Source organism: Gordonia sp. UCD-TK1 (assembly GCF_001691435.1).
Classification (GTDB): Bacteria; Actinomycetota; Actinomycetes; order Mycobacteriales; family Mycobacteriaceae; genus Gordonia; species Gordonia hongkongensis.
On sequence record NZ_LZMP01000046.1, the window covers coordinates 156,523 to 177,423 of the forward strand.

The following is a 20,901-nucleotide window of genomic DNA, read 5'->3' on the forward strand; positions in this document are numbered from 1 at the left end:
CTCAGGAGCACATCTTCGTGAGCGGAATCCTGGACGGGAAGACCGTCCTCATCACGGGCATCATCACCGATGCGTCGATCGCCTTCCACGCCGCCGCCATGGCGCAGGAGCAGGGCGCCACGGTCCTCATCACCGGCATCCCGGAACGGCTCCGGTTGATCGACCGGATCGCCAAGCGGTTGCCGAAGGAGGTGCCGCCGGCCATCGGGCTCGACGTCACCAACGAGGGCGATCTCGGCGCGCTCGCCGGGAAGCTCGCCGAGCTGGCGCCGCAGGGCATCGACGGCGTCATGCACTCGATCGCCTTCGCGCCGCGCACCTTGATGGGTCCCGAGGCCAAGCCGTTCCTGGAGGGGCCGGGCCCCGACGCCGCCAAGGCCTTCGAGATCTCGGCGTGGAGCTACGCCTCGCTCGCCCGCGCCGTGCTCCCCGCCATGAACGAGGGCGGCTCCATCGTGGGCATGGACTTCGATCCCCGCACCGCGATGCCGTACTACAACTGGATGGGTGTGGCGAAGGCCGCGCTCGAGTCGGTGAACCGGTACGTGGCGCGCGAAGTGGGCAACGCGAAGAACATCCGGTCGAACCTGGTGGCCGCCGGCCCGATCAAGACCCTGGCCGCGAAGGCGATCGCGGGTACCGCGACCGATGACGCCAAGCAGCTCAACATGCTCAACGAGTACTGGGACGGCGCGTCCCCGATCGGCTGGGACGTCGACGATCCCACCGTCGTCGCGAAGTCGGTGTGTGCGCTCCTCAGCGACTGGCTGCCGGCGACCACCGGTTCCATCGTCTACGTCGACGGTGGCGCCAGCCACAACACCTGGTTCCCGGAGGGCATGACCACCGGCTCATGAGTTCGCCAGCACCGGGGGACACCGCGCCCGTCGATCCCGCTCCGTTCGATGCCGTCCTGTTCCTGTCGTTCGGCGGACCGGACGGGCCCGAGGACGTGATGCCGTTCCTGGAGAACGTCACTCGCGGTCGGGGAATCCCGCGCGAACGGCTCGAGTCGGTGGCCGAGCACTACCTGCACTTCGGCGGCGTCTCACCGATCAACCGGCTCAACCTCGAGATGATCGATGCCCTGCGTGCCGAGCTCGACCGACGTGGTGTCGACCTCCCGGTGTATTTCGGCAACCGCAACTGGCACCCGATGGTCGAGGACACCCTGGCCGAGATGTACCGCGCCGGTCATCGCCGGATCCTCGTGTTCCCGACCTCGGCGTGGGGCGGCTACTCGGGGTGCCGGCAGTATCACGAGGACATCGACCGGGCGGTGACGGCGCTTGCCGACCGTGAACCGACGAGCCGCGAACCCGACGGTGCGGTGGTGCTCCGCAAGCTCCCGCAGTACTGGTCGCATCCGGCGTTCGTCGCGGCCGGGGCCGACGCGGTGAGCCGCGCTCTGGACGCACTCGGGCCCGGCGAGGAGCCGCCACGGCTGGTGTTCACCGCCCATTCGGTCCCGACCTCGGCCGATGAGGCGTCGGGTCCGGCGGCCGACGGCGGGAAGCTGTACTCGCGCCAGGTGCTGGCGGCGTCGCAGGCGGTCGCCGACGAGCTCGGCGTCGCCGACTTCGATCAGGTCTGGCAGTCACGGTCGGGTCCACCGCAGATCCCGTGGCTGGAGCCGGACATCTGTGACCATCTGGAGAGCCTTGCCGCGGAGGGTGTTCGACGGGTGGTCGTCTACCCGGTCGGGTTCATCTCCGACCATCTCGAGGTGATCTGGGATCTCGACAACGAGGCCGCGGAGGTCGCCGAGCGCCTCGGCCTGGACTATGTCCGCGCCGACACCGTGGGTCCCGATCCGCGGTTCATCTCGATGATCGGCGAATTCGTGGAGGCCTACGCCGGGGGCTTGGGCGACCTGTCGGCGATGGGATGCGGAGACAACGGCAGCACCTGTCGAGACCGGTGCTGTGTGCCCGCGGCGCGGCCTAGATCTGCGGCGAGGCCATCTGACCGCGCGTAGATTCACTGGCTTTGTTTGCCTTCATAACGATTTGATATAGGAACGGTCCATAATGTGATCTGCGCCTCAGTCGAAATGAAACTCTCGTGGCACGCGCATCTGAATCGGGGTGCGAACGTGAGAGAGAAATTTCCATGGCAGAAGGACCACTGAGGCTCGAGATCGATTTCCTCGGACCGATTCTGGAGACACTTTCCACCGGCTCCGCGGACGGTAGCAGCGAGCCCGTCAACTGAGATCCGTTTCCGCTGTGGGCTGCGTTGACGACGTAGCCCACAGCGGCGTGATCTCTCCTTTGTGCGCGTGTATCAACAGTGTTGACCGCGGAACGACTACTCATCCCAGTTGATCTCCGACCTGCTACGCAGCTACTCGCACGAGCGGTCGAGGACATTCCGTTGTATCGATGGGTGTTGGGTGACCACCTCCCGGATCTCACGCTGCGGGAATGGTTGGCCGAGATCTTGGTGCGGCCTTATCTCAACGCCGGCTGCATATTGGGTTCCTTCCAGAACGAGCATCTCGTCGGAATTCTGATCTGGCATCCCCACGATGTCGAATTGTCGCCCGACGGCGAACCGCCGCTCGGCCCGGCTGATTTCGTCCGGGTCGCGGCCATTCCCGGACTCCGCGAACGGCTGATCGAGTTCCTCGCCAGCCCACAATTGCCCTCCCCGGCATCGGATGCCGTCGATGTGCGGATCGCGGCGATTGTTCCCGAAGCTCGTGGTGGCGACGCTCTCGTTCGCATGATGCGCGAAGTGGAACGGTTCTGTGTCTCTGCGGCCCGGCCGTAGTACGCCTGGACCGGCTCCGCTCGGCTGCGGGACTGGTTCGTCCACGAATGGGGGGCGACGTTGTTCGCCACCGAACAGCGGAACGGACTCGATCTGTACGGCGTCGTGTCCGACCGTCCGCCGCGGCTCCGGGAGTGACCTTCCGGCGGTGGCGGCCCGGGTCCTAGCGTCGCAGTAGCTCGAGGATCGTGTGATTGACCGCCGCCGCCCGTGCGGTCCGCGTCAGCGCCTGGAGGCCCCGGAGCGTCGCGTCGCCGGAATCCCATTGTCCGGCACTGTCGCCGATCTCCACATTGCGCGCTCCGGCGAGGTCGACGATCGCCTCGACCTGTGCCGCCGTGTCGATCAGGCGGGTGGAGCGCGCGTCGAGGAGGTGCGGGGGCAGGGCGACCCGATGCCTCGAGGTGAGCGCCGCGAGTTCCGTACGGAGGTCGCTCGCGTCGGCCGACCGGCGTCCGCCGAGCCCGCCGATGATCGTGGTCGCCTCTCGAACTGCTTGCCGCAGCTCGTATTCCAGATCACCGGCACTGGGTCCCGCGGATACGAGATGACCGAGGTCGAGGGTCGCGTCGTAGCGGTAGGCCGACCACGTGCACGTGACGAACGGTGGATCGGCGGTGTCGGCGGCGAACTCCGGTACGAGCGCGAGCGTGCCGGCGCCCGCCGCGTCGTCGACGAGCAGCACCTCGCCCGCGCCGAGTGCGGCCGACGTCGCGACATGCGGTGGGAGTCCCTGCGGATCACCCGTGGAGGGCAGGCGGACGACGAGGCGTCGAGCGGGTCGCAGCAGCGCGAGCAGATCGAGCACCCCGTTCGCCGAACCCGTTGCGGGCGAATTCTGTTCGGCCCCGGCGACCCCGCCGTCGGGCCAGTGCAGGAGGTGCCGGTCGGCGGATTCCGCCAGGGCTTCGATCACGTCGTCAGGGGAGCACCGGCCGGTGAGCCAGGCGGCCGACCACGCGCCGAGGGCGCACGTCGGCCACGCGACGGTGGCGGAGAGCAGGCGGCTGCGTTTCATCAAGAAGCCAGGATACCGGCGAGGCCGGTGGGAGCCGGGCGTGGCAACCCCGCGGGCGGGCCCGCGGGGCATACGGTGTGTGCGCCGCCCGACCTGTCCATCGCGGCGGCGTGATCACGAGATGACCGATCGAGAGATGGTGGTGTGCGATGGATGACCGCTACGGACGCGATGTGCTCTCCCAGCCCCGTCGGGCGAAGCCGCGTCCCGCGGAGGTCGCCGCGGATCGCGATCTGGTCGTCGAGGACGCCGCCACCGGCTTCTGCGGTGCGGTCGTCGGGCTCGAGAAGAGCTACGCCGGCGATCTCGTCCGGCTGGAGGACCGGCGAGGTCAGACGCGGGTGTTCCTGATGCACCCCGGCGCGTTCCTCATCGACGGTCGGCCGGTGACGCTCGTACGGCCRCGCACCAGAGGCCCGCGGCAGCCGGCCATGACGGCGTCGGGATCGCGAGCCGCCCCTCGCGCCCGCGCGCGGACCGCGCGCGCCAGCCGGCTCTTCGTCGAGGGCGTGCACGACGCGACACTCCTCGAGCGGGTGTGGGGTGACGACCTCCGCGCGGAGGGCGTGGTCGTCGTCAGCCTCGACGGCCTCGACAACCTCGAGGCGGCACTCGATGAATTCCAGCCGGCACCTCATCGCCGGGCCGGTGTCCTCGTCGACCATCTGGTGGCGGGTTCCAAAGAAGCACATCTCACCGCCGAGGTCGGGGAGCACGTCCTCGTGTGCGGGCATCCCTACATCGACGTCTGGGAGGCGGTGAAGCCGGCGTCGGTGAAGATCCCGGCGTGGCCGCACATCCCGCGGGGCACCGACTGGAAGACCGGTGTGTGTGCCGAGCTCGGCTGGGGGGACCCTCGTGACGGCTGGCGCCGGGTGTTGGGCGGGGTGAGCAGTTTCCGGGATCTCGAGGTCGATCTGCTGCGGTCGGTGGAAGAACTCATCGATTTCGTGACCGCGGCCGACGAGCCCAGGTGACGCACACGGCCTGACGCCCACCGGGGCCCACCCGCGTCGTGAGCGCCGAAGGCGGTTCGGACATCTCTGGCAGACTGGACCCATGAGCGCCCTGCTGTGGTTGGCGGCCGCGATCGTCCTGGTGGTCGCGGAGATGTTCGGTGGCGAACTCGTCCTGCTCATGCTCGCCGGGGGCGCATTCGCGGCCGCCGGTGTCGATTTCGCGTTCGAGACGCCGCTGTGGGTCGAGGGGCTGGTCTTCGCGCTCGTCTCGGTGCTGCTGCTGGTTGCGGTCCGTCCGATCGCCCGTAAGCACATGCTGAACCGTCCGGCGGTCCTGATGAACACCGAGGCGCTCGAGGGTCGGCCGGCGGTGGTGACCGAACAGGTCGACGCCCGTGACGGACGCGTCAAGATCGGCGGCGACGTGTGGTCGGCCCGCACGATGGACCCGACCCAGGTGCTCGAACCCGGAACCCACGTGACCGTCGTGGAGATCGACGGCGCGACCGCGGTGGTGTGGCGCGCCTGAGTGTGCCGCCGCGACACCGCCGAACGACAACGCTGGAAGGTGACCATGGAGTACGAGATCTTCGGCCTGACCGTCATCGTTTTGCTCGTGTTGCTCGTGGTGGTGATGCTGGTCAAGTCCGTCGCCCTCATCCCGCAGGCGGAGGCCGCGGTCATCGAGCGACTGGGCCGCTACACCCGCACCGTGTCCGGCCAGCTCACCCTGCTGTTGCCGTTCATCGACCGCATCCGCGCCCGCGTCGACGTCCGTGAACGAGTGGTGTCGTTCCCGCCGCAGCCGGTCATCACCGAGGACAACCTGACGCTGTCCATCGACACCGTCGTCTACTTCCAGGTCACCAATCCCCGCGCCGCCGTGTACGAGATCGACGACTACATCGCCGGCGTCGAGCAGCTGACGATCACGACGCTGCGCAACGTGGTCGGCGGGATGACGCTCGAGGAGACCCTGACCTCCCGCGATTCCATCAACGGCCAGCTGCGCGGAGTCCTCGACGAGGCGACCGGCCGCTGGGGCCTCCGGGTCGCGCGCGTCGAGCTGAAGTCGATCATGCCGCCGCCGTCGATCCAGGAGTCGATGGAGAAGCAGATGAAGGCCGACCGCGAGAAGCGGGCGACGATCCTCTCGGCCGAGGGCCAGCGCGAGTCGGCGATCAAGACCGCCGAGGGAAACAAGCAGTCGCAGATCCTCGCCGCCGAGGGTGCCAAGCAGGCCGCGATCCTTGCGGCCGAGGCGGATCGGCAGTCGCGCATCCTGCGGGCGCAGGGCGACCGCGCCGCGTCGTACCTCAACGCCCAGGGTGAGGCGAAGGCGATCGAGAAGACCTTCGCGGCGATCAAGGCGGCCAAGCCGACCCCGGAACTCCTGGCCTACCAGTATCTGCAGCAGTTGCCCGAGATGGCCAAGGGCGAGGGCAGCAAGGTGTGGGTGGTGCCGTCCGACTTCGGTTCGGCCCTCCAGGGTTTCGCGAAATCCTTCGGTGTCCAGGGAGACGACGGCGTGTTCCGGTACGAGCCGGCCGACTCGCCGCCCTCGCCGATCGACGACTCGGAGACCGAGGACTGGTTCTCGATGGCCTCCGATCCCAAGGTCGCCCAGGCCGTCGCCGAGGCGGAGGCGGTGGCCCGCACCCCGGTCGCGCCCGAGATCACCGCTCGTGCGTCGCGCGCGTCGCGCCATGCGTCGCCGGTGGGGTCCGAGCCGGCCGAGCTCACCGATGGTGCGTGGTCCCAGCCCGTACAGCCCGAGGAGCCGGGGCCGGCCGAGCCCACGACCTGAGAACGGCTCAGCGGATGAGGTGCTCGACGCCCGCCATGCCGACCGCCCACATCACCGAGGCGAAGGTGCCCATGATGAACTGCTCGGCCGCATGCGGGGCGCGCAGCTCGGGGTAGCGGGCGAGGCTTTTCACGGCCAGGATGATCGCGAGGCCTTCGGGCCACCCCGCCATCAACGTGGTGACGACCGCGAGGCGTTCGAGGTATCCGATCACCCGGCCGCCGCGCAACGGCCCGGCTTCGGCTGGGTCGGCCGGGTCGGCCGGGGCGGGCGCCGGGGAGTCGGGCGCGTCGGTGTCGTCCCCGGATCCGTCATCCGGCGACCCCTCCGGATCGGGTCCGGGCCCCGTGCGCTGGCCGACCCCGCCGGCGACGAGGACCGTCCGGACCACGGGTCCGCCGCCGGTGACCGCCGCGAGCGCGGCGACGACCGGGACGGCCGAGGCGAGGAAGCCCGTGGCGGGCGCGGCCACGGCGGCGAGGACGGCGGTCACCCCGGCCAGGACCAGCAGGACGACGGCTCCGATGACGTCGAGCCTGCGTACGACGGACACCGGCGCGTGGTTGCGCTTCTTCCGCGTCGCGAGCGCCCAGGTCGGCGTCGCCAGCGCGGTCAGGAGAAGAAGGGTGATCGCTGCGGTGGTCATGCCGATCCTCCGGACGGGCTGTGTCGGTCGGCCTCGGCGAGCGCGTCGGCGACGAGGCCGAGGGAATCGGATTCCAGATCCCATGCCGCGGTCCGCAGCCGCTGACTCATGGCCTGTGGCGTGATGTCGAGTTCGGCGGCGGCCTCGACCTGGGTGAGGCCGCGGCGCATCAGCTCCACCGCCTCCCGGCCGGCGGCACTGCGCGCGGTGATCACATCGGCGATGAGACGGCCGGCCGTCTGGGCGTGACGGGACCAGCGAGTCTCCGGGCCGCGGACACAGAGGGGGACCCGCTGCCGCTTGGCGGCCTCGACGGCGTCGCGAGCGTGGACGAAGGCGGGCCCGCGCCCGGCCCGGGTGGACGGGGGGAGAGGCTCGTCGACCGGTCCGGCGCCGATGCCGACACTCCAGTGACCCTCGGCGGTGAGTTCGACGGCCAGTCGGGCGGCCGTCACCGGATCGGCGAGGACTCCCTGGATCTCGTCGCCCGCGGTACGTTCGAAGGCCCGTACGGTCTGGACCGATGCGAGAGCGGTGAGGATGGCGTCCACCCGGTCGATGTCGCGGCGACTCCCGCGTTGGTCGACGGTGAGTACGAACATCACTCAAGGCTATGCACTTGATCGCGGTGAATCAAGTCCCCTGACTGGATGGGATCGCGCTGGGTGACTTGATCCCCGGGGATCAAGTCGCTGCGCTTGTCGCGTTCGACGACGAGACCGGCAGGCGGGAGTCGAGCACCAGACCGGCGATGCCGATCGCGAACAGGCCGCCGGTGACCGCGAGCTGGAGGGGATGCGTGTCACCGGTCAGGGAATCGCCCAGCATGACCACCGCCGCGGTGCCGGGGGCCATGCCGAGGATGCTGGCAATCGCGTACGGCACGAGACGCACCGAGGACAGTGCCGAGCAGTAGTTCGCCACCGAGAACGGGCATGCCGCGATGAACCGCAGCGACCCGACCGCCAACCAGCCACGACGCTCGAGCCGGTACTCGACGGCACGGACCACCGGTGCCTTCAGGTACGGCTGCACGCGGTCGCGTCCGACTCGGCGGACCAGGACGAAGGCTGCCACCGCCGCCACCGACGAGGCGATCATCGCCCCCGCGAAACCGACCAGCGGTCCGAAGAAGATCCCGGACATGACCGTGAACGTCGACCGTGGGATCGGGGCGATGGTGATGACCGCGTAGGCGAGGAAGAACAACCACACGAAGGCCGGTCCCAGATCTGCGCCCCAGTCGCGGACGCTCGAGATCGAGGGCAGCGGGACGAAGTAGGACGCGGCCAGGACGGCGGCGAGGAGCACGGCGGCGACGAGAGCCCGGCGCAGGATCCGTCGATCGGCCCGACGACGGCCCGACGTCGGCGGGTGACCGTCTCCGGCGCTCGCCGCGTCCGCGATCTCCGCGTCGGCCGCGGTCGGGCCGGCGACATCCTCGCTGACAGTGGATCGATCGGGCACCCGGACACTCTACGCTGGGCCCAGCGGTGTATCGGGTCCCCGAGTGCGCCACGTCACGCCGACCTCGACGCCGAGCCGAGCGAGCGATCGGCTAGTGTCGTGTACGCGCTCATCACAGTGCATTCACGGAGGTGTGCTTCCCCACATGCCACAGCAAACTGACCAGCCCAAACCCGAGTCAGAACTCGACGACGCCTACCAGGCGTGGTCGACGGCCGCCGCGGCCGTTCTGGCGAAGTCGCGACGCGTCGACGTCGACGAGCTGCCCGACACACCCGAGGCGCTGCTCTCGACCGACACCGCCGACGGGCTGACCATCCGGCCGCTCTACACACGTCGCGACGAACTCGCCGAGCCCGGTGTCCCCGGTCGCTTCCCGTTCGTCCGCGGCGCCGACCCCGCGCGTGACGTCACCACCGGCTGGCGCGTCACGGAACGGTTCGGCGACGACGCGACGCCGGCGGCGGACCTCAACGAGCTCATCCTGGAGGCGATGGCCAACGGGACGAGCGGTCTCTGGCTCTCGGTGAGCAGGCCCGGTGACGGGCTGGGGGTTGCCGACCTCGCGACGGCGCTGCGCGGCGTCTACCTCGATCTGGTGCCGGTGACCCTCGATGCGGGCACCGAGGGTATCGCGGCGGCCCGCGAACTGCTCGGCCTGAAGGAAAAGGCCCAGGCCGCTCCGGTCGCCGCCGCTCCGACGGCGGCCACCGTCCACTCCTTCGGCCTGTCGCCGCTGACGGCCGCGTTCTCGGGCCGGGCGACCGTCGATCCCGACGAGGCCACGGCCCTCGCCGCATCCGGGCTGCCCGACGGGGTCCGTACCTTCCGGGTGGACGGCAGCGACTTCGCCACCGCCGGTGCCGACAACGGCCTCGAACTCGCACTCACGGTGGCGGCCGCGGTCGCCCACCTCCGTGATCTCACCGCGGCCGGCCTCTTACCCGAGGCCGCGCTGCGTCAGATCACCTTCGGCGTCTCCGCCGACGACGACCAATTCGCCACGATCGCGAAATTCCGTGCGCTGCGCAAGATCTGGGCTCGGGTGGCCGAGGTCGTCGGCGCACCCGAGGTCGGCGGAGCGCTGACCCACGGCGTGACCGATCTGTCGATGTACTCCCAGCGGGACCCGTGGGTCAACATGCTGCGCAGCACCATCGCGGCATTCGGCGCCGGGGTCGGCGGCGCCGACCAGCTGACCGTCCTGGGCTACGACGCGACCATCCCGGCGGACAAGCGCACCTCGAGCGCGTCCTTCTCGCGACGCATCGCCCGTAACACCCAGCTGCTGCTGCTCGAGGAGTCCAACATCGGACGCGTCCTCGATCCGGCCGGCGGCTCGTGGTTCGTCGAGTCCCTGACCGACGATCTCGCCACGAACGCCTGGACGGTGTTCACCGAGGTCGAGGCCGCCGGCGGTTACCGTGTCGCGCTCGACACGGGCTGGATCGCCGAGAAGGTCGACGCCTCCCTCGCTCGCCGCGACACCGAGGTCGCGCATCGCCGCATCTCGGTCACCGGCGTCAACGAGTTCCCCAACATCGACGAGCGCGCACTGTCGGAGACGACGGGGGCCCCGGCTTCCGCGGTCACCGACGTTGTCACCGGTACGCCGCGCCTCGCGCGGATCGGACGCGCCTTCGAGGAACTGCGGGACCGGTCCGATGTCGTGCTCGCCGAGCACGGTGCACGGCCGTCGATCCTGCTCATCCCGCTCGGCAGCGTCGCCGAACACAACGGCCGCACCACCTTCGTCGCGAACTTCCTGGGTGCCGGCGGCATCACCGTCGTCAACCCCGGTCCGCTGACCGCGGACAAGGTCGGCGACGCGGTGGCCGGGGCGAACACCCCGATCGCGGTCCTCTGCGGAACCAAGGCGCGCTATGCCGAAGAGGGGCCCGCCGCACTCGCGGCCGCTCGCGCGGCCGGTCTGTCGACAGTGCTCCTCGCCGGACCGGACAAGGAATGGCCCGAGGGCGACGATCGTCCCGACGGTTCGCTGCGCGTCGGCATCGATGCGGTGAGCACCCTCGGCGACCTTCTCGACCAGCTGGTCTCGACATCCCCGAAGACGGCGGGAGCAACGGCATGACCCAGACCGAACCCGATCTGACACAGACGATTCCGAACTTCGCCGGAATCGGTCTGACATCGGACGACACCGGTGCGACGACCGCTGATGGTGCCGCGGCCGCGGTCGCCGAGGAACTCGCCTCGGCGCACGGATACTCGGTGGACCAGGTCACCTGGAGCACCCCGGAGCAGATCGACGTCACGCCGGTGTACACGCGCGCCGAGCGCGACGCCGTCCTCGACGATGCCGAACATCCGTACCCGCTCGATTCCGTTCCCGGTGCCGCACCGTTCATCCGGGGCCCGTACCCGACGATGTACGTCAACCAGCCGTGGACCATCCGCCAGTACGCCGGCTTCTCGACCGCGGCCGAATCCAACGCCTTCTACCGCCGCAACCTCGCGGCCGGCCAGAAGGGACTGTCGGTCGCATTCGACCTCGCGACCCACCGCGGCTACGACTCCGACCATCCGCGCGTCGCCGGTGACGTCGGCATGGCCGGTGTGGCGATCGACTCGATCCTCGACATGCGTCAGCTCTTCGACGGGATCGACCTCGGCAGCGTGTCGGTGTCGATGACGATGAACGGCGCGGTGCTGCCGATCCTCGCGCTGTACGTCGTGGCCGCCGAGGAGCAGGGTGTGCCGCCGGAGAAACTGGCCGGGACCATTCAGAACGACATCCTCAAAGAGTTCATGGTCCGCAACACCTACATTTATCCGCCGAAGCCGTCGATGCGGATCATCTCCAACATCTTCGAGTACACCAGCCAGAAGATGCCGAAGTTCAACTCGATCTCGATCTCCGGCTATCACATCCAGGAGGCCGGGGCGACGGCCGATCTGGAGCTGGCCTACACGCTCGCCGACGGCGTCGAGTACATCCGCGCCGGACTCGAGGCCGGCCTGGACATCGACAAGTTCGCCCCGCGACTGTCGTTCTTCTGGGGCATCGGCATGAACTTCTTCATGGAGGTCGCGAAGCTGCGTGCGGCGCGTCTGCTGTGGAGTGAGCTCGTCGCCGAGTTCGATCCGAAGAACGCGAAATCGCTGTCGCTGCGCACACATTCGCAGACCTCGGGCTGGTCGCTGACCGCCCAGGACGTGTTCAACAACGTGGCCCGCACCTGCGTCGAGGCGATGGCCGCCACGCAGGGTCACACCCAGTCGCTGCACACCAACGCCCTCGACGAGGCCATCGCGCTGCCGACCGACTTCTCGGCCCGCATCGCGCGCAACACCCAGCTGCTCCTGCAGCAGGAGTCGGGCACCACCCGTCCGATCGATCCGTGGGCCGGTTCGAACTACGTCGAGTGGCTCACGCATCAGCTGGCGCAGAAGGCGCGCAAGCACATCCGCGAGGTCGAAGAGGCCGGCGGCATGACGCAGGCCATCAACGAGGGCCTGCCGAAGCTGCGCATCGAGGAGGCCGCGGCGCGCACCCAGGCGCGTATCGACTCCGGCCAGCAGCCGTTGGTGGGCGTGAACAAGTACCAGGTCGCCGACGACGAGGAGATCGAGGTCCTCAAGGTCGAGAACTCGAAGGTGCGCGCCGAGCAGCTCGAGAAGCTGGACCGGCTTCGCGGACAACGCGATTCGGCTGCGGTCGAGGCGGCCCTGGCCGATCTCACCCGCGCCGCCGCGTCGTCGGAGGGTGGCCTGGAGAACAACCTGATGGCCCTGGCCATCGAGGCAGCACGGCACCAGGCGACGGTCGGTGAGATCTCCGAGGCACTCGAGAAGGTCTATGGTCGCCATCAGGCGGAGATCAAGACGATCAGCGGGGTGTACCGACATGAGGCGGGCGAGGTGAGCAACATCGACGCGGCCATCGAGGCCGTGCGCCAGTTCGCCGAGGCGGAGGGCCGCCAGCCGCGTGTCCTGGTCGCGAAGATGGGCCAGGACGGTCACGACCGCGGCCAGAAGGTGATCGCGACCGCGTTCGCCGACCTCGGCTTCGACGTCGACGTGGGCCCGCTGTTCGCCACGCCGGAGGAGGTGGCCGCGCAGGCCGCCGACAACGACGTGCACGTGGTGGGTGTGTCGTCGCTGGCCGCCGGGCACCTGACGCTGGTCCCGGCCCTGCGGGAGGCGCTGCGCGAGGTCGGCCGCGAGGACATCATGGTGGTCGTCGGCGGCGTGATCCCGCCCGGCGACTTCGCCGAACTGTACGAGGCCGGCGCCGCCGCGATCTTCCCGCCCGGATCGGTCATCGCCGACTCGGCCGTGGAACTCATCGGCAAGCTCGCCGACACCCTCGGCCTGGAACTGCCCGGGGCGACCGCGAACTGATGGCGGTCCAACCGCGACGTCCCATCGACGTCGACGCGCTGGCCGACGCTGTCCTGGCCGATCGCCGCGCCGATCTGGCGCGTGCGATCACGCTCGTCGAGTCCAAGCGCGCCGATCACCGGGCCGCCGCCCAGGAGCTGTTGCTGAAGCTGACGCCGCACGCGGGCAAGTCGTTCCGCGTCGGCATCACCGGCGTCCCCGGCGTGGGCAAGTCGACGACGATCGAGGCGCTCGGTATGCACCTGCTGGAGCTGGGCCACAAGGTGGCGGTGCTCGCCGTCGACCCCAGTTCGACGCGCACGCGGGGCTCGATCCTCGGCGACAAGACCCGAATGGGCCGGCTGTCGACGGCCGAGAACGCCTACATCCGGCCATCGCCGACGTCGGGCACGCTCGGCGGCGTGGCCAAGGCCACCCGCGAGAGCATCGTGCTCGTCGAGGCGGCCGGCTTCGACGTCGTGCTCGTCGAGACGGTGGGCGTCGGGCAGTCCGAGGTGACGGTCGCGAACATGGTCGACACGTTCACGTTCCTCACCCTGGCCCGCACCGGGGATTCGTTGCAGGGCATCAAGAAAGGTGTCCTCGAACTCGCCGACGTGGTCGTGGTGAACAAGGCCGACGGCAAACACCTCAACGAGGCGAAGAGCGCGGCACGCGAGTTGAAGAACGCGCTGAAGCTGATCTATCCGCACGACGCGCTGTGGATGCCGCCGGTGCTGACGATGAGCGCGATCGAGAACACCGGCGTCGACGAGTTCTGGAAGACCGTGGTACGCCACAACGAGACACTCACCGCGGCAGGAGAGTTCACCGCCCGCCGCAACCAGCAACAGATCGACTGGACCTGGGCGATGGTCAACGACATCGTGCTGTCCCGGCTCGGTGACTCACCCGCCGTGCGCGGGATCCGCGGCGACGTGGAGCAGCAACTGCGGGACGGGTCGCTGACCCCGGCACTCGCCGCGCAACGGATCGTGGACGCGTTCGACGAGCGCTCTCACTCTGCTCCCTAAACCGCAAGAACGACCTACTCCTGCTCCCTGAGGTGTGAGCGAAGCGAGCCACGAAGGGCTCGCAAGGTGCCCACCAGGCCCTTCGTGGCTCGTCGCTATCGCTCCTCGCACCTCAGGGACCAGTGCTTGTGCGGTTCTTCGGAKGAGGGGGAGGGATCAGCCGATGAGCGGTGCCAGCGTCTCGCCGAGTAGCGAGACCCGCCCCGGCACGTGGCCGTTGGCGGGAGCGTTCACCGTGACACCGTCGACACCGGTCGCGAGCAGTTCGGCGTACCGGGCGGCCACCTCGTCGGGATCCCCGACGATCGTCGATCCGCGGCGTGACTCGGCCGCCGGTGTGCGCTCCAGGTAGGCCTCCAGCTCCGCGGTCGCCTCGGCGGCGGTCGGCGCCACGCAGGCCGACGTCTGCACGGTCACGGTGATCTCCGAGCGGTCCCGGCCGAGTCGTTCGCAGTGTTCGGCGAGGGCGTCGAGTTTGCGGGGAATGTCGGCGGGTGTGCACAGCAGGTTCGATTCGTCGGCGTACTGCGCGACCATCCGCAACGTCTTGCGCTCGCCGCCGCCGCCGATCATCACCGGGATCTTCGACAGCGGCGCAGGCACATTGAGAGCCTTGGTGACCCGATAGCGGTCACCGTCGAGGCTGGGTGCCTCGCCGGCGAGCATGCCGAGGATGATCTGCAGCGCCTCCTCGAGGCGCTCGAACCGGTCGGTGAACGTCCCGAACTCGTACCCGAGCGAATCATGTTCCAGCTCATACCATCCCGCACCGATGCCGAGCTGGGCCCGACCACCCGACACCACGTCGAGAGCCGTGACCGTCTTCGCGAGCAGCGTCGGGTTGCGGTAGGTGTTGCCGGTGACGAGCGACGACAGACGGACCTTCGAGGTGTGCTGGGCGAGTGCCGCGAGCAGGGTGTAGCACTCGATCATCGGATCGTCGGGCTCACCGAGCATCGGCAACTGATAGAAGTGGTCCATCACGAAGACGGTGTCGAAACCGGAGTTCTCGGCTTCTTGCGCCTGCGCGACCACGGTGGGGAACAACTGGTCTGCGGCGACGCCGGGGTAGGTGAAGTTCGGGATCTGGTAACCGAGTCGAGTCACCCGTTCAGAGTAGTCCGGTGGACTCCTCCGGCGCGGTGCCGACGATTTCGGGTGCGCGACTGCGCGCGAACGCGCCGATCGTCTCGATCAATTCGTCGAACACGGCGTCGATGTCGGTGGAGGTCGCGATGCGGGCGTTGGGTCCGGGCGCGGTCATCGCGCGTTCGTCGGCCACGGTCATGCCCCGCGTCAGCGTCCCGGCGAGTTCGACGTCGACGCGCGCCGGGCGGGTCTCGACCGTGTCGGGGGCCAGCGCGACCAGTGCGGCGAACGGGTCGTGCAGGTGGGCGATGTAACCCTCGTCGTGATCGTCGTGGAACTCGAAATAGAACCGCAGGGCGTCGACGAGATGCCGGATGATCTCGTTGTCGGCGACCGAACGGAGTCCGCGTTCGTCGGTCGGGTCCGGGCACTCGACGGGCGTGCTGCCGGCCGCGGCGGCGAGTCGGACCACGTGATCGGGTGTCAGGACGACCGACTCGGTGAGGTCGAGCGCGCAGACGATCGGTTCCGGGGCGCCCGCGGTGCCGAAGGCGGTGAACACCTCGGCCGCTGCTTCCGGGTCGACGGCCACATTCCACTCCGAGGTGGGCGTCGTGTTGCCGTGGGTGTGGAAGGCGCCGCCCATGATGACCAGGCGCCGCAGGCGCGCCGGCAGGTCCGGGTCGCGTCGGATCGCGGTCGCCAGGGACGTGAGGGGGCCGGTCACCAGGCCGACGAGTTCGCCGGAGTGCGCCTGCGACGCCTCGATCCAGGCGTCGGCGGCGTCGAGATGGCTCGGCGTCGTGGTCGGGGCCGGCAGTTCGGCGTGTCCGACGCCCAGCGGACCGTGGGTGTCCTCGGTGGTCATCAGCGCGGCGACGAGGGGAGTGGCCGGGCCGGTGTGGACGGGCACCTCGGAGCGTCCGCACAGCTCCAGCCACGAGAGATTGTTGGCCGTCACGACATCGACGGGCACATTGCCGGCCGTGGAGGCCACTCCGACGAGGTCGACGTCGGTGCGCGCGAGCAGATAGATCAGCGCGAGTGAGTCGTCGATGCCGGTGTCGCAGTCGAAGAACAGGCGCTGGGTCACCGCACAATTGTGCCGGGTCCGCTGCGAACGCGGGTCCACCACCCCGTCGGGACCCTAGGCTCACGGCAGCCGGGGCGGACCGTCGTCGGCCCGATGAGCCCCGGAGGAACCGATGGCCCCGACACGACACACGCTGGCCGCCCTGGGTGCCGGTGCGGTCCTCCTGGTGAGCGCGTGCGGCGCGAACAGCGCCGAGCCCGAGGCTTCCTCGACGAGTGGTTCGGCCGGCGCTAGCGGTACGCCGTCGGCTCCCGTCGTCACACCGGTGGTCGGGTCGGTGATGTTCGCGCCGACACCGTTCGCCGGTTCCGACGGCGACAACCACCTCGTCTATGAGATCTCGCTGACCAACTACGGGCGCACACCGGTGACGGTCGCCGGAGTCGAGGTGCTCGACGCCACCACCGACCGCGAACCGCTGCTCACACTCGACGACAACGGGGTCCGCGACCGGCTCAAGCCCACCGGCGCCCCGTCGGTGCCGCCCGGTCCGGGCGCACCCGAGGGGTACTCCGACGTGCTGGCGCCGGGACAGAACGGCGTCCTCTTCCTCCACGTGACCTTCTCCGGGAATGCGCCGAAGCAGCTGATCCACGAGATCTCCGTGCGTGCCGACGCGGCGCGACCGGGTATGCGGGATGTCGACGAACGCCTCGCGCCCGTCACGGTGGGCGATTCGACCGTCCCGGTCCTGGGACCACCCCTGCTCGGTGAGCACTACATCGCCGCCGACGCGTGCTGCGACGCCGTCCGGCACACACGCGCGCTTCTCCCACTGAACGGATCACCGGTCCTCGCCCAGCGGTACGCGGTGGACTGGGAGCAGGCCGGTGCTGATGGTCGGATCTTCGTCGGCGACGCGAAGAATCCGGCGAGCTACCGGATCTTCGGCGATGACGTGCTCGCCGTCGCCGACGGCACGGTGGTCGCCAGCCGCAACGACCTGCCGGAGCAGACACCGGGGACGTTCCCGCCGGATCTCGCCATCGGCGACGCCGACGGCAACAACCTCGTCCTCGACATCGGCGACGGCTTCTACGTGAACTATGCGCACATGCAACCCGGGTCGGTCCGCTTCGCCCCTGGCGACCGGGTGCGCCGGGGTGAGGTCATCGGCAAGGTCGGCAACACCGGGAACTCGGTGGCGCCGCACCTGCACGTCCACGTCATGAACGGGCCGGAGTTCCTCGGCTCGCAGGGTGTGCCCAGCGTGACCGAGGAGTTCACGATCACCGGCCGGGTGGTCGACACCGCGGCGTTCGACGCCTCGGAGGCCACCGGGGTGCCGTTGCGGCTCGCCCCCGGCGTGACGGAGAGCACACACGAGAAGCAGATGATCCTCGATCAGAACATCGTCACGTTCACCGCAGGCTGACAACGGTTTCCGGCGTCACCACCTCCCAACCGGCACCCAACACGGGGTCGGTCACGACTGGACAACGATCTCATCATCCGTACGGTCGGACCCATGTCGATTCAGGACTCTGCCTTCGAATGGACGGAAACGAACCGCGAATGGCTGATCGAGAATCCCGCTCGCATCGTCGCCTACGTGGCCGTGGCGTTGATCGTCCGCTTCGTGATCCACCGTGCCATCGACCGCGCCACCCGGCCACGGACCGCCGGCGGGGAGCCGGGCCGCGGCTCCGCTCTCATGCGCGGACTGCGGTCGAAGTCGGCCTCCACCGAGCGCAACGCCCAGATCGCCGCACGCCGTGCACAGCGGGCCGCGACGATCGGGTCGGTGCTCAAGTCGACGGTGTCGATCGTGCTGCTCGTCTGGGTGGTGCTGTCGGTCCTGAGCGTCCTCGGCGTCAACATCGCGCCGTTCATCGCCTCGGCCGGCATCGTCGGCCTCGCCATCGGTTTCGGTGCGCAGAACCTGGTGCGCGACTTCGTGACCGGCGTCTTCATGCTGCTCGAGGACCAGTACGGCGTGGGTGACATCGTCGATCTCGGCGAGGCCGTGGGCGAGGTCGAATCGGTGGGGCTGCGCGTCACCACCCTGCGCGACATCGACGGCACTCTCTGGTACGTCCGCAACGGCGAGATCGCCCGCGTGGGCAACATGAGCCAGGAGTTCGCGGTCGCGCGCGTCGACGTCCCGGTGGCGCCCGGCGCCGACATCGACAAGGCGCAGCAGGTGGCCGACGAGGCGGCCCGCACCGCGGTGGAGGAGGACTCGACCGACATCCTCGGCCAGATCGAGATGCTCGGCGTCCAGGAGGTGTCGTCGGATCAGGTCGTCCTGCGTCTGACGGTGAAGACCAAACCGAACGGCCAGTGGGCGGTGCAGCGGCGACTGCGTCGGGCGATCCTGCGGGCCTTCGTGGAGAACTCGATCGATCTGCCGTACTCGCGGGCGTGGGCGGCGCTCGCGGACTCGGTCGCACCCTGACGCGGAGATCGCCTGCGGCACAACGAGAAGAACCCCGGCGGTGAGCCGGGGTTCTTCTCGTTGTTCTGGTGTCCGAGGGGGGACTTGAACCCCCACGTCCGTTAATAGGACACTAGCACCTCAAGCTAGCGCGTCTGCCATTCCGCCACTCGGACCTGCGTGCCGCGGTGAGCGTCCGGCGATCTCCCGCCGGTGGTCTCTCGACCCCGTCTCGCTGCAGCGGGATAACCCTAACCGAGGTTGCCCGTGTATCCCAAATCCCGTAGGAGTGAGGGGTGTCTTCACAGTCTGCGACCGACGAAGTGGTCGATCTGGTCAGCCAATTGATCCGTTTCGACACCTCCAACACGGGCGAGCCCGAGACCACCAAGGGCGAGGAGGAGTGCGCCAAGTGGGTGGCCCAGCAGCTCGAGGAGGTGGGCTACACCACGCAGTACGTCGAGTCCGGCCGTCCCGGCCGCGGCAATGTGTTCGCGCGCCTCGCCGGTCCGCCCGACTCCGATCGCGGCGCGCTGCTGATCCACGCCCACCTCGACGTCGTGCCCGCCGAACCGGCCGACTGGAGCGTTCACCCGTTCTCCGGTGCCATCAAGGACGGCTACATCTGGGGCCGCGGCGCGGTCGACATGAAGGACATGGCCGGAATGGCCCTGGCGCTCGCGCGTCAGTTCAAACGAGACGGCACCGTGCCGCCCCGGGAGCTGGTGTTCGCGTTCCTCGCCGACGAAGAGGCCGGCGGGGCGTGGGGCGCCCACTGGCTCGTCGAGAACCGGCCCGACCTGTTCGAGGGCATCACCGAGGCCGTCGGCGAGGTCGGCGGCTTCTCGCTCACCGTCGACCGGCCCGACGGCACGCAGAAACGTCTCTATCTGGTCGAGACGGCCGAGAAGGGGCTCGCGTGGATGCGGCTCACCGCCGAGGCGCGGGCCGGGCACGGATCGTTCCTGCATGAGGAGAACGCCGTCACCGAGGTCGCCGAAGCGGTCGCCCGGATCGGTCGGCACACGTTCCCCCTGGTGATGACGGAATCGGTCAGCCAGTTCCTGGCCGAGGTCAGTGCGGAGACGGGCCTGGACCTGAGTCCCGAGGCCCCCGACCTGGAGACGTCGCTGTTCAAGCTGGGCAACCTCGCGCGGATCATCGGCGCGACCCTGCGTGACACCGCCAATCCCACGATGCTCAAGGCCGGCTACAAGGCCAACGTCATCCCGCAGAAGGCCGAGGCGGTCATCGACTGCCGCGTGCTCCCCGGGCGGCAGGCCGCGTTCGAGAAGGAGATCGACGAACTCATCGGCCCCAACGTGCGGCGGGAGTGGATCACCCATCTCGATTCCTACGAGACGACCTTCGACGGCGACCTGGTGGATGCGATGAACGCCGCCGTCCTCGAGCACGATCCGCAAGGAAAGACGGTGCCGTACATGCTCTCCGGCGGCACCGACGCCAAGGCGTTCGCGAAGCTGGGCATCCGGTGCTTCGGGTTCGCGCCGTTGCGGTTGCCGCCCGAACTCGACTTCGCGGCCCTGTTCCACGGCGTCGACGAGCGCGTGCCCGTCGATTCGGTTCTGTTCGGCACCAAGGTCTTCGAGCACTTTCTGCGGCACAGCTGAGCACATCACTACAGTGGGCGGCACGGCCTTCCCGCCGATCCGGGCGAACCGGTTCGGAGGGCGACCGGCACTCTTCCGACGCGCGAAACGTGAGAAAGGTGAACACATGTCGTCATTCGACCCGTACTCCCCGCTGCCGAGCCTTCCCGGTTTCACCCTGACCTCGGAGAGCTTCACCGACGGGGCCGCACTCGCCAACGGGCAGGTGAGCGGGATCATGGGTGCGGGTGGCGAGGACCTCTCCCCGCAGCTGAGCTGGTCCGGATTCCCCGCCGAGACCAAGAGTTTCGCCGTCACCGTTTACGACCCCGACGCTCCGACCGCCGCCGGGTTCTGGCACTGGGCCGTCGCCGACATCCCCGCCTCGGTCACGAGCCTGCCCGAGGGCGCCGGCGACGACGACGGGTCCGGGCTCCCCGACGGCGCGGTCACTCTCACCAACGACGCTTCGCTACGCCGCTACATCGGTGCCGCGCCGCCCCCCGGACACGGCCCGCACCGCTATTTCGTCGTCGTGCACGCCGTGGACACCGAATCGCTCGGGCTGCCGGAGAACGCGACACCGGCCTACCTGGGTTTCAACCTGTTCTCGCATGCGATCGCGCGGGCGACCCTCGTCGGCACCTACGAGCAACCAGCCGAGAACGTCTGAGTTCTCGCT

General features: G+C 69.1%; 19 protein-coding genes and 1 tRNA gene. 13 read left to right on the forward strand and 7 right to left on the reverse strand.

All coding sequences use genetic code 11. The annotated features are described in order from the left end of the window. Positions 1 to 17 precede the first annotated feature (17 nt). From inhA to A9310_RS26665, 3 genes are all read left to right on the forward strand, one after another. A complete protein-coding gene (inhA, locus tag A9310_RS20605) occupies positions 18 to 857 on the forward strand; it encodes an NADH-dependent enoyl-ACP reductase InhA (protein ID WP_065632178.1) in 840 nt (279 codons plus the stop codon). Continuing rightward, a complete protein-coding gene (locus tag A9310_RS20610; RefSeq protein ID WP_065632179.1) occupies positions 854 to 1,978 on the forward strand; it encodes a ferrochelatase in 1,125 nt (374 codons plus the stop codon). The genes inhA and A9310_RS20610 overlap by 4 nt, the downstream gene beginning before the upstream one ends. A gap of 452 nt (positions 1,979 to 2,430) precedes the next feature. After that, on the forward strand, positions 2,431 to 2,775 hold the full coding sequence (locus A9310_RS26665; RefSeq protein ID WP_368072724.1) for a hypothetical protein: 345 nt from the start codon (positions 2,431 to 2,433) through the stop codon (positions 2,773 to 2,775). Between the two features lie 163 nt (positions 2,776 to 2,938). On the opposite strand, the gene A9310_RS20620 is transcribed toward A9310_RS26665, so the two are convergent. Continuing rightward, positions 2,939 to 3,793 carry a serine/threonine protein kinase gene (locus A9310_RS20620; protein WP_065632180.1) on the reverse strand — a complete coding sequence of 285 codons (855 nt, stop codon included), beginning with the start codon at positions 3,791 to 3,793 and terminating at the stop codon, positions 2,939 to 2,941. Between the two features lie 149 nt (positions 3,794 to 3,942). Here A9310_RS20620 and A9310_RS20625 point away from each other — a divergent pair, with 149 nt between their 5' ends. From A9310_RS20625 to A9310_RS20635, 3 genes are all read left to right on the forward strand, one after another. After that, positions 3,943 to 4,770: a DUF3097 domain-containing protein gene (locus A9310_RS20625; protein WP_065632181.1), complete on the forward strand. Its 828-nt coding sequence runs from the start codon at positions 3,943 to 3,945 to the stop codon at positions 4,768 to 4,770. 82 nt (positions 4,771 to 4,852) lie between these two features. Then, a complete protein-coding gene (locus A9310_RS20630; RefSeq protein WP_065632182.1) occupies positions 4,853 to 5,281 on the forward strand; it encodes an NfeD family protein in 429 nt (142 codons plus the stop codon). A gap of 45 nt (positions 5,282 to 5,326) precedes the next feature. Further along, a complete protein-coding gene (locus tag A9310_RS20635; RefSeq protein WP_065632229.1) occupies positions 5,327 to 6,559 on the forward strand; it encodes an SPFH domain-containing protein in 1,233 nt (410 codons plus the stop codon). Positions 6,560 to 6,566: 7 nt separating this feature from the next. Here the strand turns inward: A9310_RS20635 and A9310_RS20640 are convergent, their stop codons facing one another. The 3 genes from A9310_RS20640 to A9310_RS20650 all read right to left on the reverse strand — a co-directional run bounded on the left by A9310_RS20640 (position 6,567) and on the right by A9310_RS20650 (position 8,672). After that, positions 6,567 to 7,205, reverse strand: coding sequence for a hypothetical protein (locus tag A9310_RS20640; protein ID WP_065632183.1), 639 nt, complete (start codon positions 7,203 to 7,205; stop codon positions 6,567 to 6,569). Continuing rightward, positions 7,202 to 7,807 (reverse strand): hypothetical protein, encoded by a 606-nt coding sequence (locus A9310_RS20645; protein ID WP_065632184.1) that lies wholly within the window; start codon positions 7,805 to 7,807, stop codon positions 7,202 to 7,204. Before A9310_RS20645 ends, A9310_RS20640 begins: the two co-directional genes overlap by 4 nt. 82 nt (positions 7,808 to 7,889) lie before the next feature. Beyond that, positions 7,890 to 8,672: a TVP38/TMEM64 family protein gene (locus tag A9310_RS20650; RefSeq protein ID WP_065632185.1), complete on the reverse strand. Its 783-nt coding sequence runs from the start codon at positions 8,670 to 8,672 to the stop codon at positions 7,890 to 7,892. A gap of 145 nt (positions 8,673 to 8,817) precedes the next feature. Here A9310_RS20650 and A9310_RS20655 point away from each other — a divergent pair, with 145 nt between their 5' ends. The 3 genes from A9310_RS20655 to meaB are packed head-to-tail and all read left to right on the forward strand — an operon-like array spanning position 8,818 to position 14,050. Further along, positions 8,818 to 10,764, forward strand: coding sequence for a methylmalonyl-CoA mutase family protein (locus tag A9310_RS20655; RefSeq protein ID WP_065632186.1), 1,947 nt, complete (start codon positions 8,818 to 8,820; stop codon positions 10,762 to 10,764). Beyond that, a complete protein-coding gene (gene scpA / locus A9310_RS20660; protein WP_065632187.1) occupies positions 10,761 to 13,037 on the forward strand; it encodes a methylmalonyl-CoA mutase in 2,277 nt (758 codons plus the stop codon). The genes A9310_RS20655 and scpA overlap by 4 nt, the downstream gene beginning before the upstream one ends. Then, positions 13,037 to 14,050 carry a methylmalonyl Co-A mutase-associated GTPase MeaB gene (gene meaB / locus A9310_RS20665; protein WP_065632188.1) on the forward strand — a complete coding sequence of 338 codons (1,014 nt, stop codon included), beginning with the start codon at positions 13,037 to 13,039 and terminating at the stop codon, positions 14,048 to 14,050. The genes scpA and meaB overlap by 1 nt, the downstream gene beginning before the upstream one ends. A 156-nt stretch (positions 14,051 to 14,206) precedes the next feature. Here the strand turns inward: meaB and A9310_RS20670 are convergent, their stop codons facing one another. Together A9310_RS20670 and A9310_RS20675 are read right to left on the reverse strand one after the other, a co-directional pair. Beyond that, a complete protein-coding gene (locus A9310_RS20670) occupies positions 14,207 to 15,157 on the reverse strand; it encodes an LLM class F420-dependent oxidoreductase (RefSeq protein WP_065632189.1) in 951 nt (316 codons plus the stop codon). A gap of 4 nt (positions 15,158 to 15,161) precedes the next feature. Then, the gene (locus A9310_RS20675; RefSeq protein ID WP_065632230.1) at positions 15,162 to 16,232 is read right to left on the reverse strand and encodes a nucleoside hydrolase; all 1,071 of its coding nucleotides are present in this window, start codon (positions 16,230 to 16,232) and stop codon (positions 15,162 to 15,164) included. 112 nt (positions 16,233 to 16,344) lie between these two features. Between A9310_RS20675 and A9310_RS20680 the strand changes: the two genes are divergently transcribed. Next, complete coding sequence (locus A9310_RS20680; RefSeq protein ID WP_065632190.1) at positions 16,345 to 17,607, forward strand: M23 family metallopeptidase; 1,263 nt, start codon at positions 16,345 to 16,347, stop codon at positions 17,605 to 17,607. Positions 17,608 to 17,700: 93 nt separating this feature from the next. Further along, complete coding sequence (locus A9310_RS20685; RefSeq protein WP_065632191.1) at positions 17,701 to 18,630, forward strand: mechanosensitive ion channel family protein; 930 nt, start codon at positions 17,701 to 17,703, stop codon at positions 18,628 to 18,630. A 66-nt stretch (positions 18,631 to 18,696) separates the two neighbouring features. On the opposite strand, the gene A9310_RS20690 is transcribed toward A9310_RS20685, so the two are convergent. After that, positions 18,697 to 18,785 (reverse strand) — tRNA-Leu (locus A9310_RS20690). Positions 18,786 to 18,905: 120 nt separating this feature from the next. Between A9310_RS20690 and A9310_RS20695 the strand changes: the two genes are divergently transcribed. After that, positions 18,906 to 20,240: a M20/M25/M40 family metallo-hydrolase gene (locus A9310_RS20695; protein WP_065632192.1), complete on the forward strand. Its 1,335-nt coding sequence runs from the start codon at positions 18,906 to 18,908 to the stop codon at positions 20,238 to 20,240. A 106-nt stretch (positions 20,241 to 20,346) separates the two neighbouring features. After that, positions 20,347 to 20,892, forward strand: coding sequence for a YbhB/YbcL family Raf kinase inhibitor-like protein (locus A9310_RS20700; protein ID WP_065632231.1), 546 nt, complete (start codon positions 20,347 to 20,349; stop codon positions 20,890 to 20,892). Positions 20,893 to 20,901: the final 9 nt, after the last annotated feature.

Bases quoted from the DNA above. Each gene is read 5' to 3' on its own strand.
- A9310_RS20610 (WP_065632179.1), top strand. From the start codon at position 854: ATGAGTTCGCCAGCACCGGGGGACACCGCGCCCGTCGATCCCGCTCCG.
- A9310_RS20620 (WP_065632180.1), bottom strand. From the start codon at position 3,793: ATGAAACGCAGCCGCCTGCTCTCCGCCACCGTCGCGTGGCCGACGTGC.
- A9310_RS20630 (WP_065632182.1), top strand. From the start codon at position 4,853: ATGAGCGCCCTGCTGTGGTTGGCGGCCGCGATCGTCCTGGTGGTCGCG.
- A9310_RS20635 (WP_065632229.1), top strand. From the start codon at position 5,327: ATGGAGTACGAGATCTTCGGCCTGACCGTCATCGTTTTGCTCGTGTTG.
- A9310_RS20640 (WP_065632183.1), bottom strand. From the start codon at position 7,205: ATGACCACCGCAGCGATCACCCTTCTTCTCCTGACCGCGCTGGCGACG.
- A9310_RS20645 (WP_065632184.1), bottom strand. From the start codon at position 7,807: ATGTTCGTACTCACCGTCGACCAACGCGGGAGTCGCCGCGACATCGAC.
- A9310_RS20655 (WP_065632186.1), top strand. From the start codon at position 8,818: ATGCCACAGCAAACTGACCAGCCCAAACCCGAGTCAGAACTCGACGAC.
- scpA (WP_065632187.1), top strand. From the start codon at position 10,761: ATGACCCAGACCGAACCCGATCTGACACAGACGATTCCGAACTTCGCC.
- meaB (WP_065632188.1), top strand. From the start codon at position 13,037: ATGGCGGTCCAACCGCGACGTCCCATCGACGTCGACGCGCTGGCCGAC.
- A9310_RS20680 (WP_065632190.1), top strand. From the start codon at position 16,345: ATGGCCCCGACACGACACACGCTGGCCGCCCTGGGTGCCGGTGCGGTC.
- A9310_RS20685 (WP_065632191.1), top strand. From the start codon at position 17,701: ATGTCGATTCAGGACTCTGCCTTCGAATGGACGGAAACGAACCGCGAA.
- A9310_RS20700 (WP_065632231.1), top strand. From the start codon at position 20,347: ATGTCGTCATTCGACCCGTACTCCCCGCTGCCGAGCCTTCCCGGTTTC.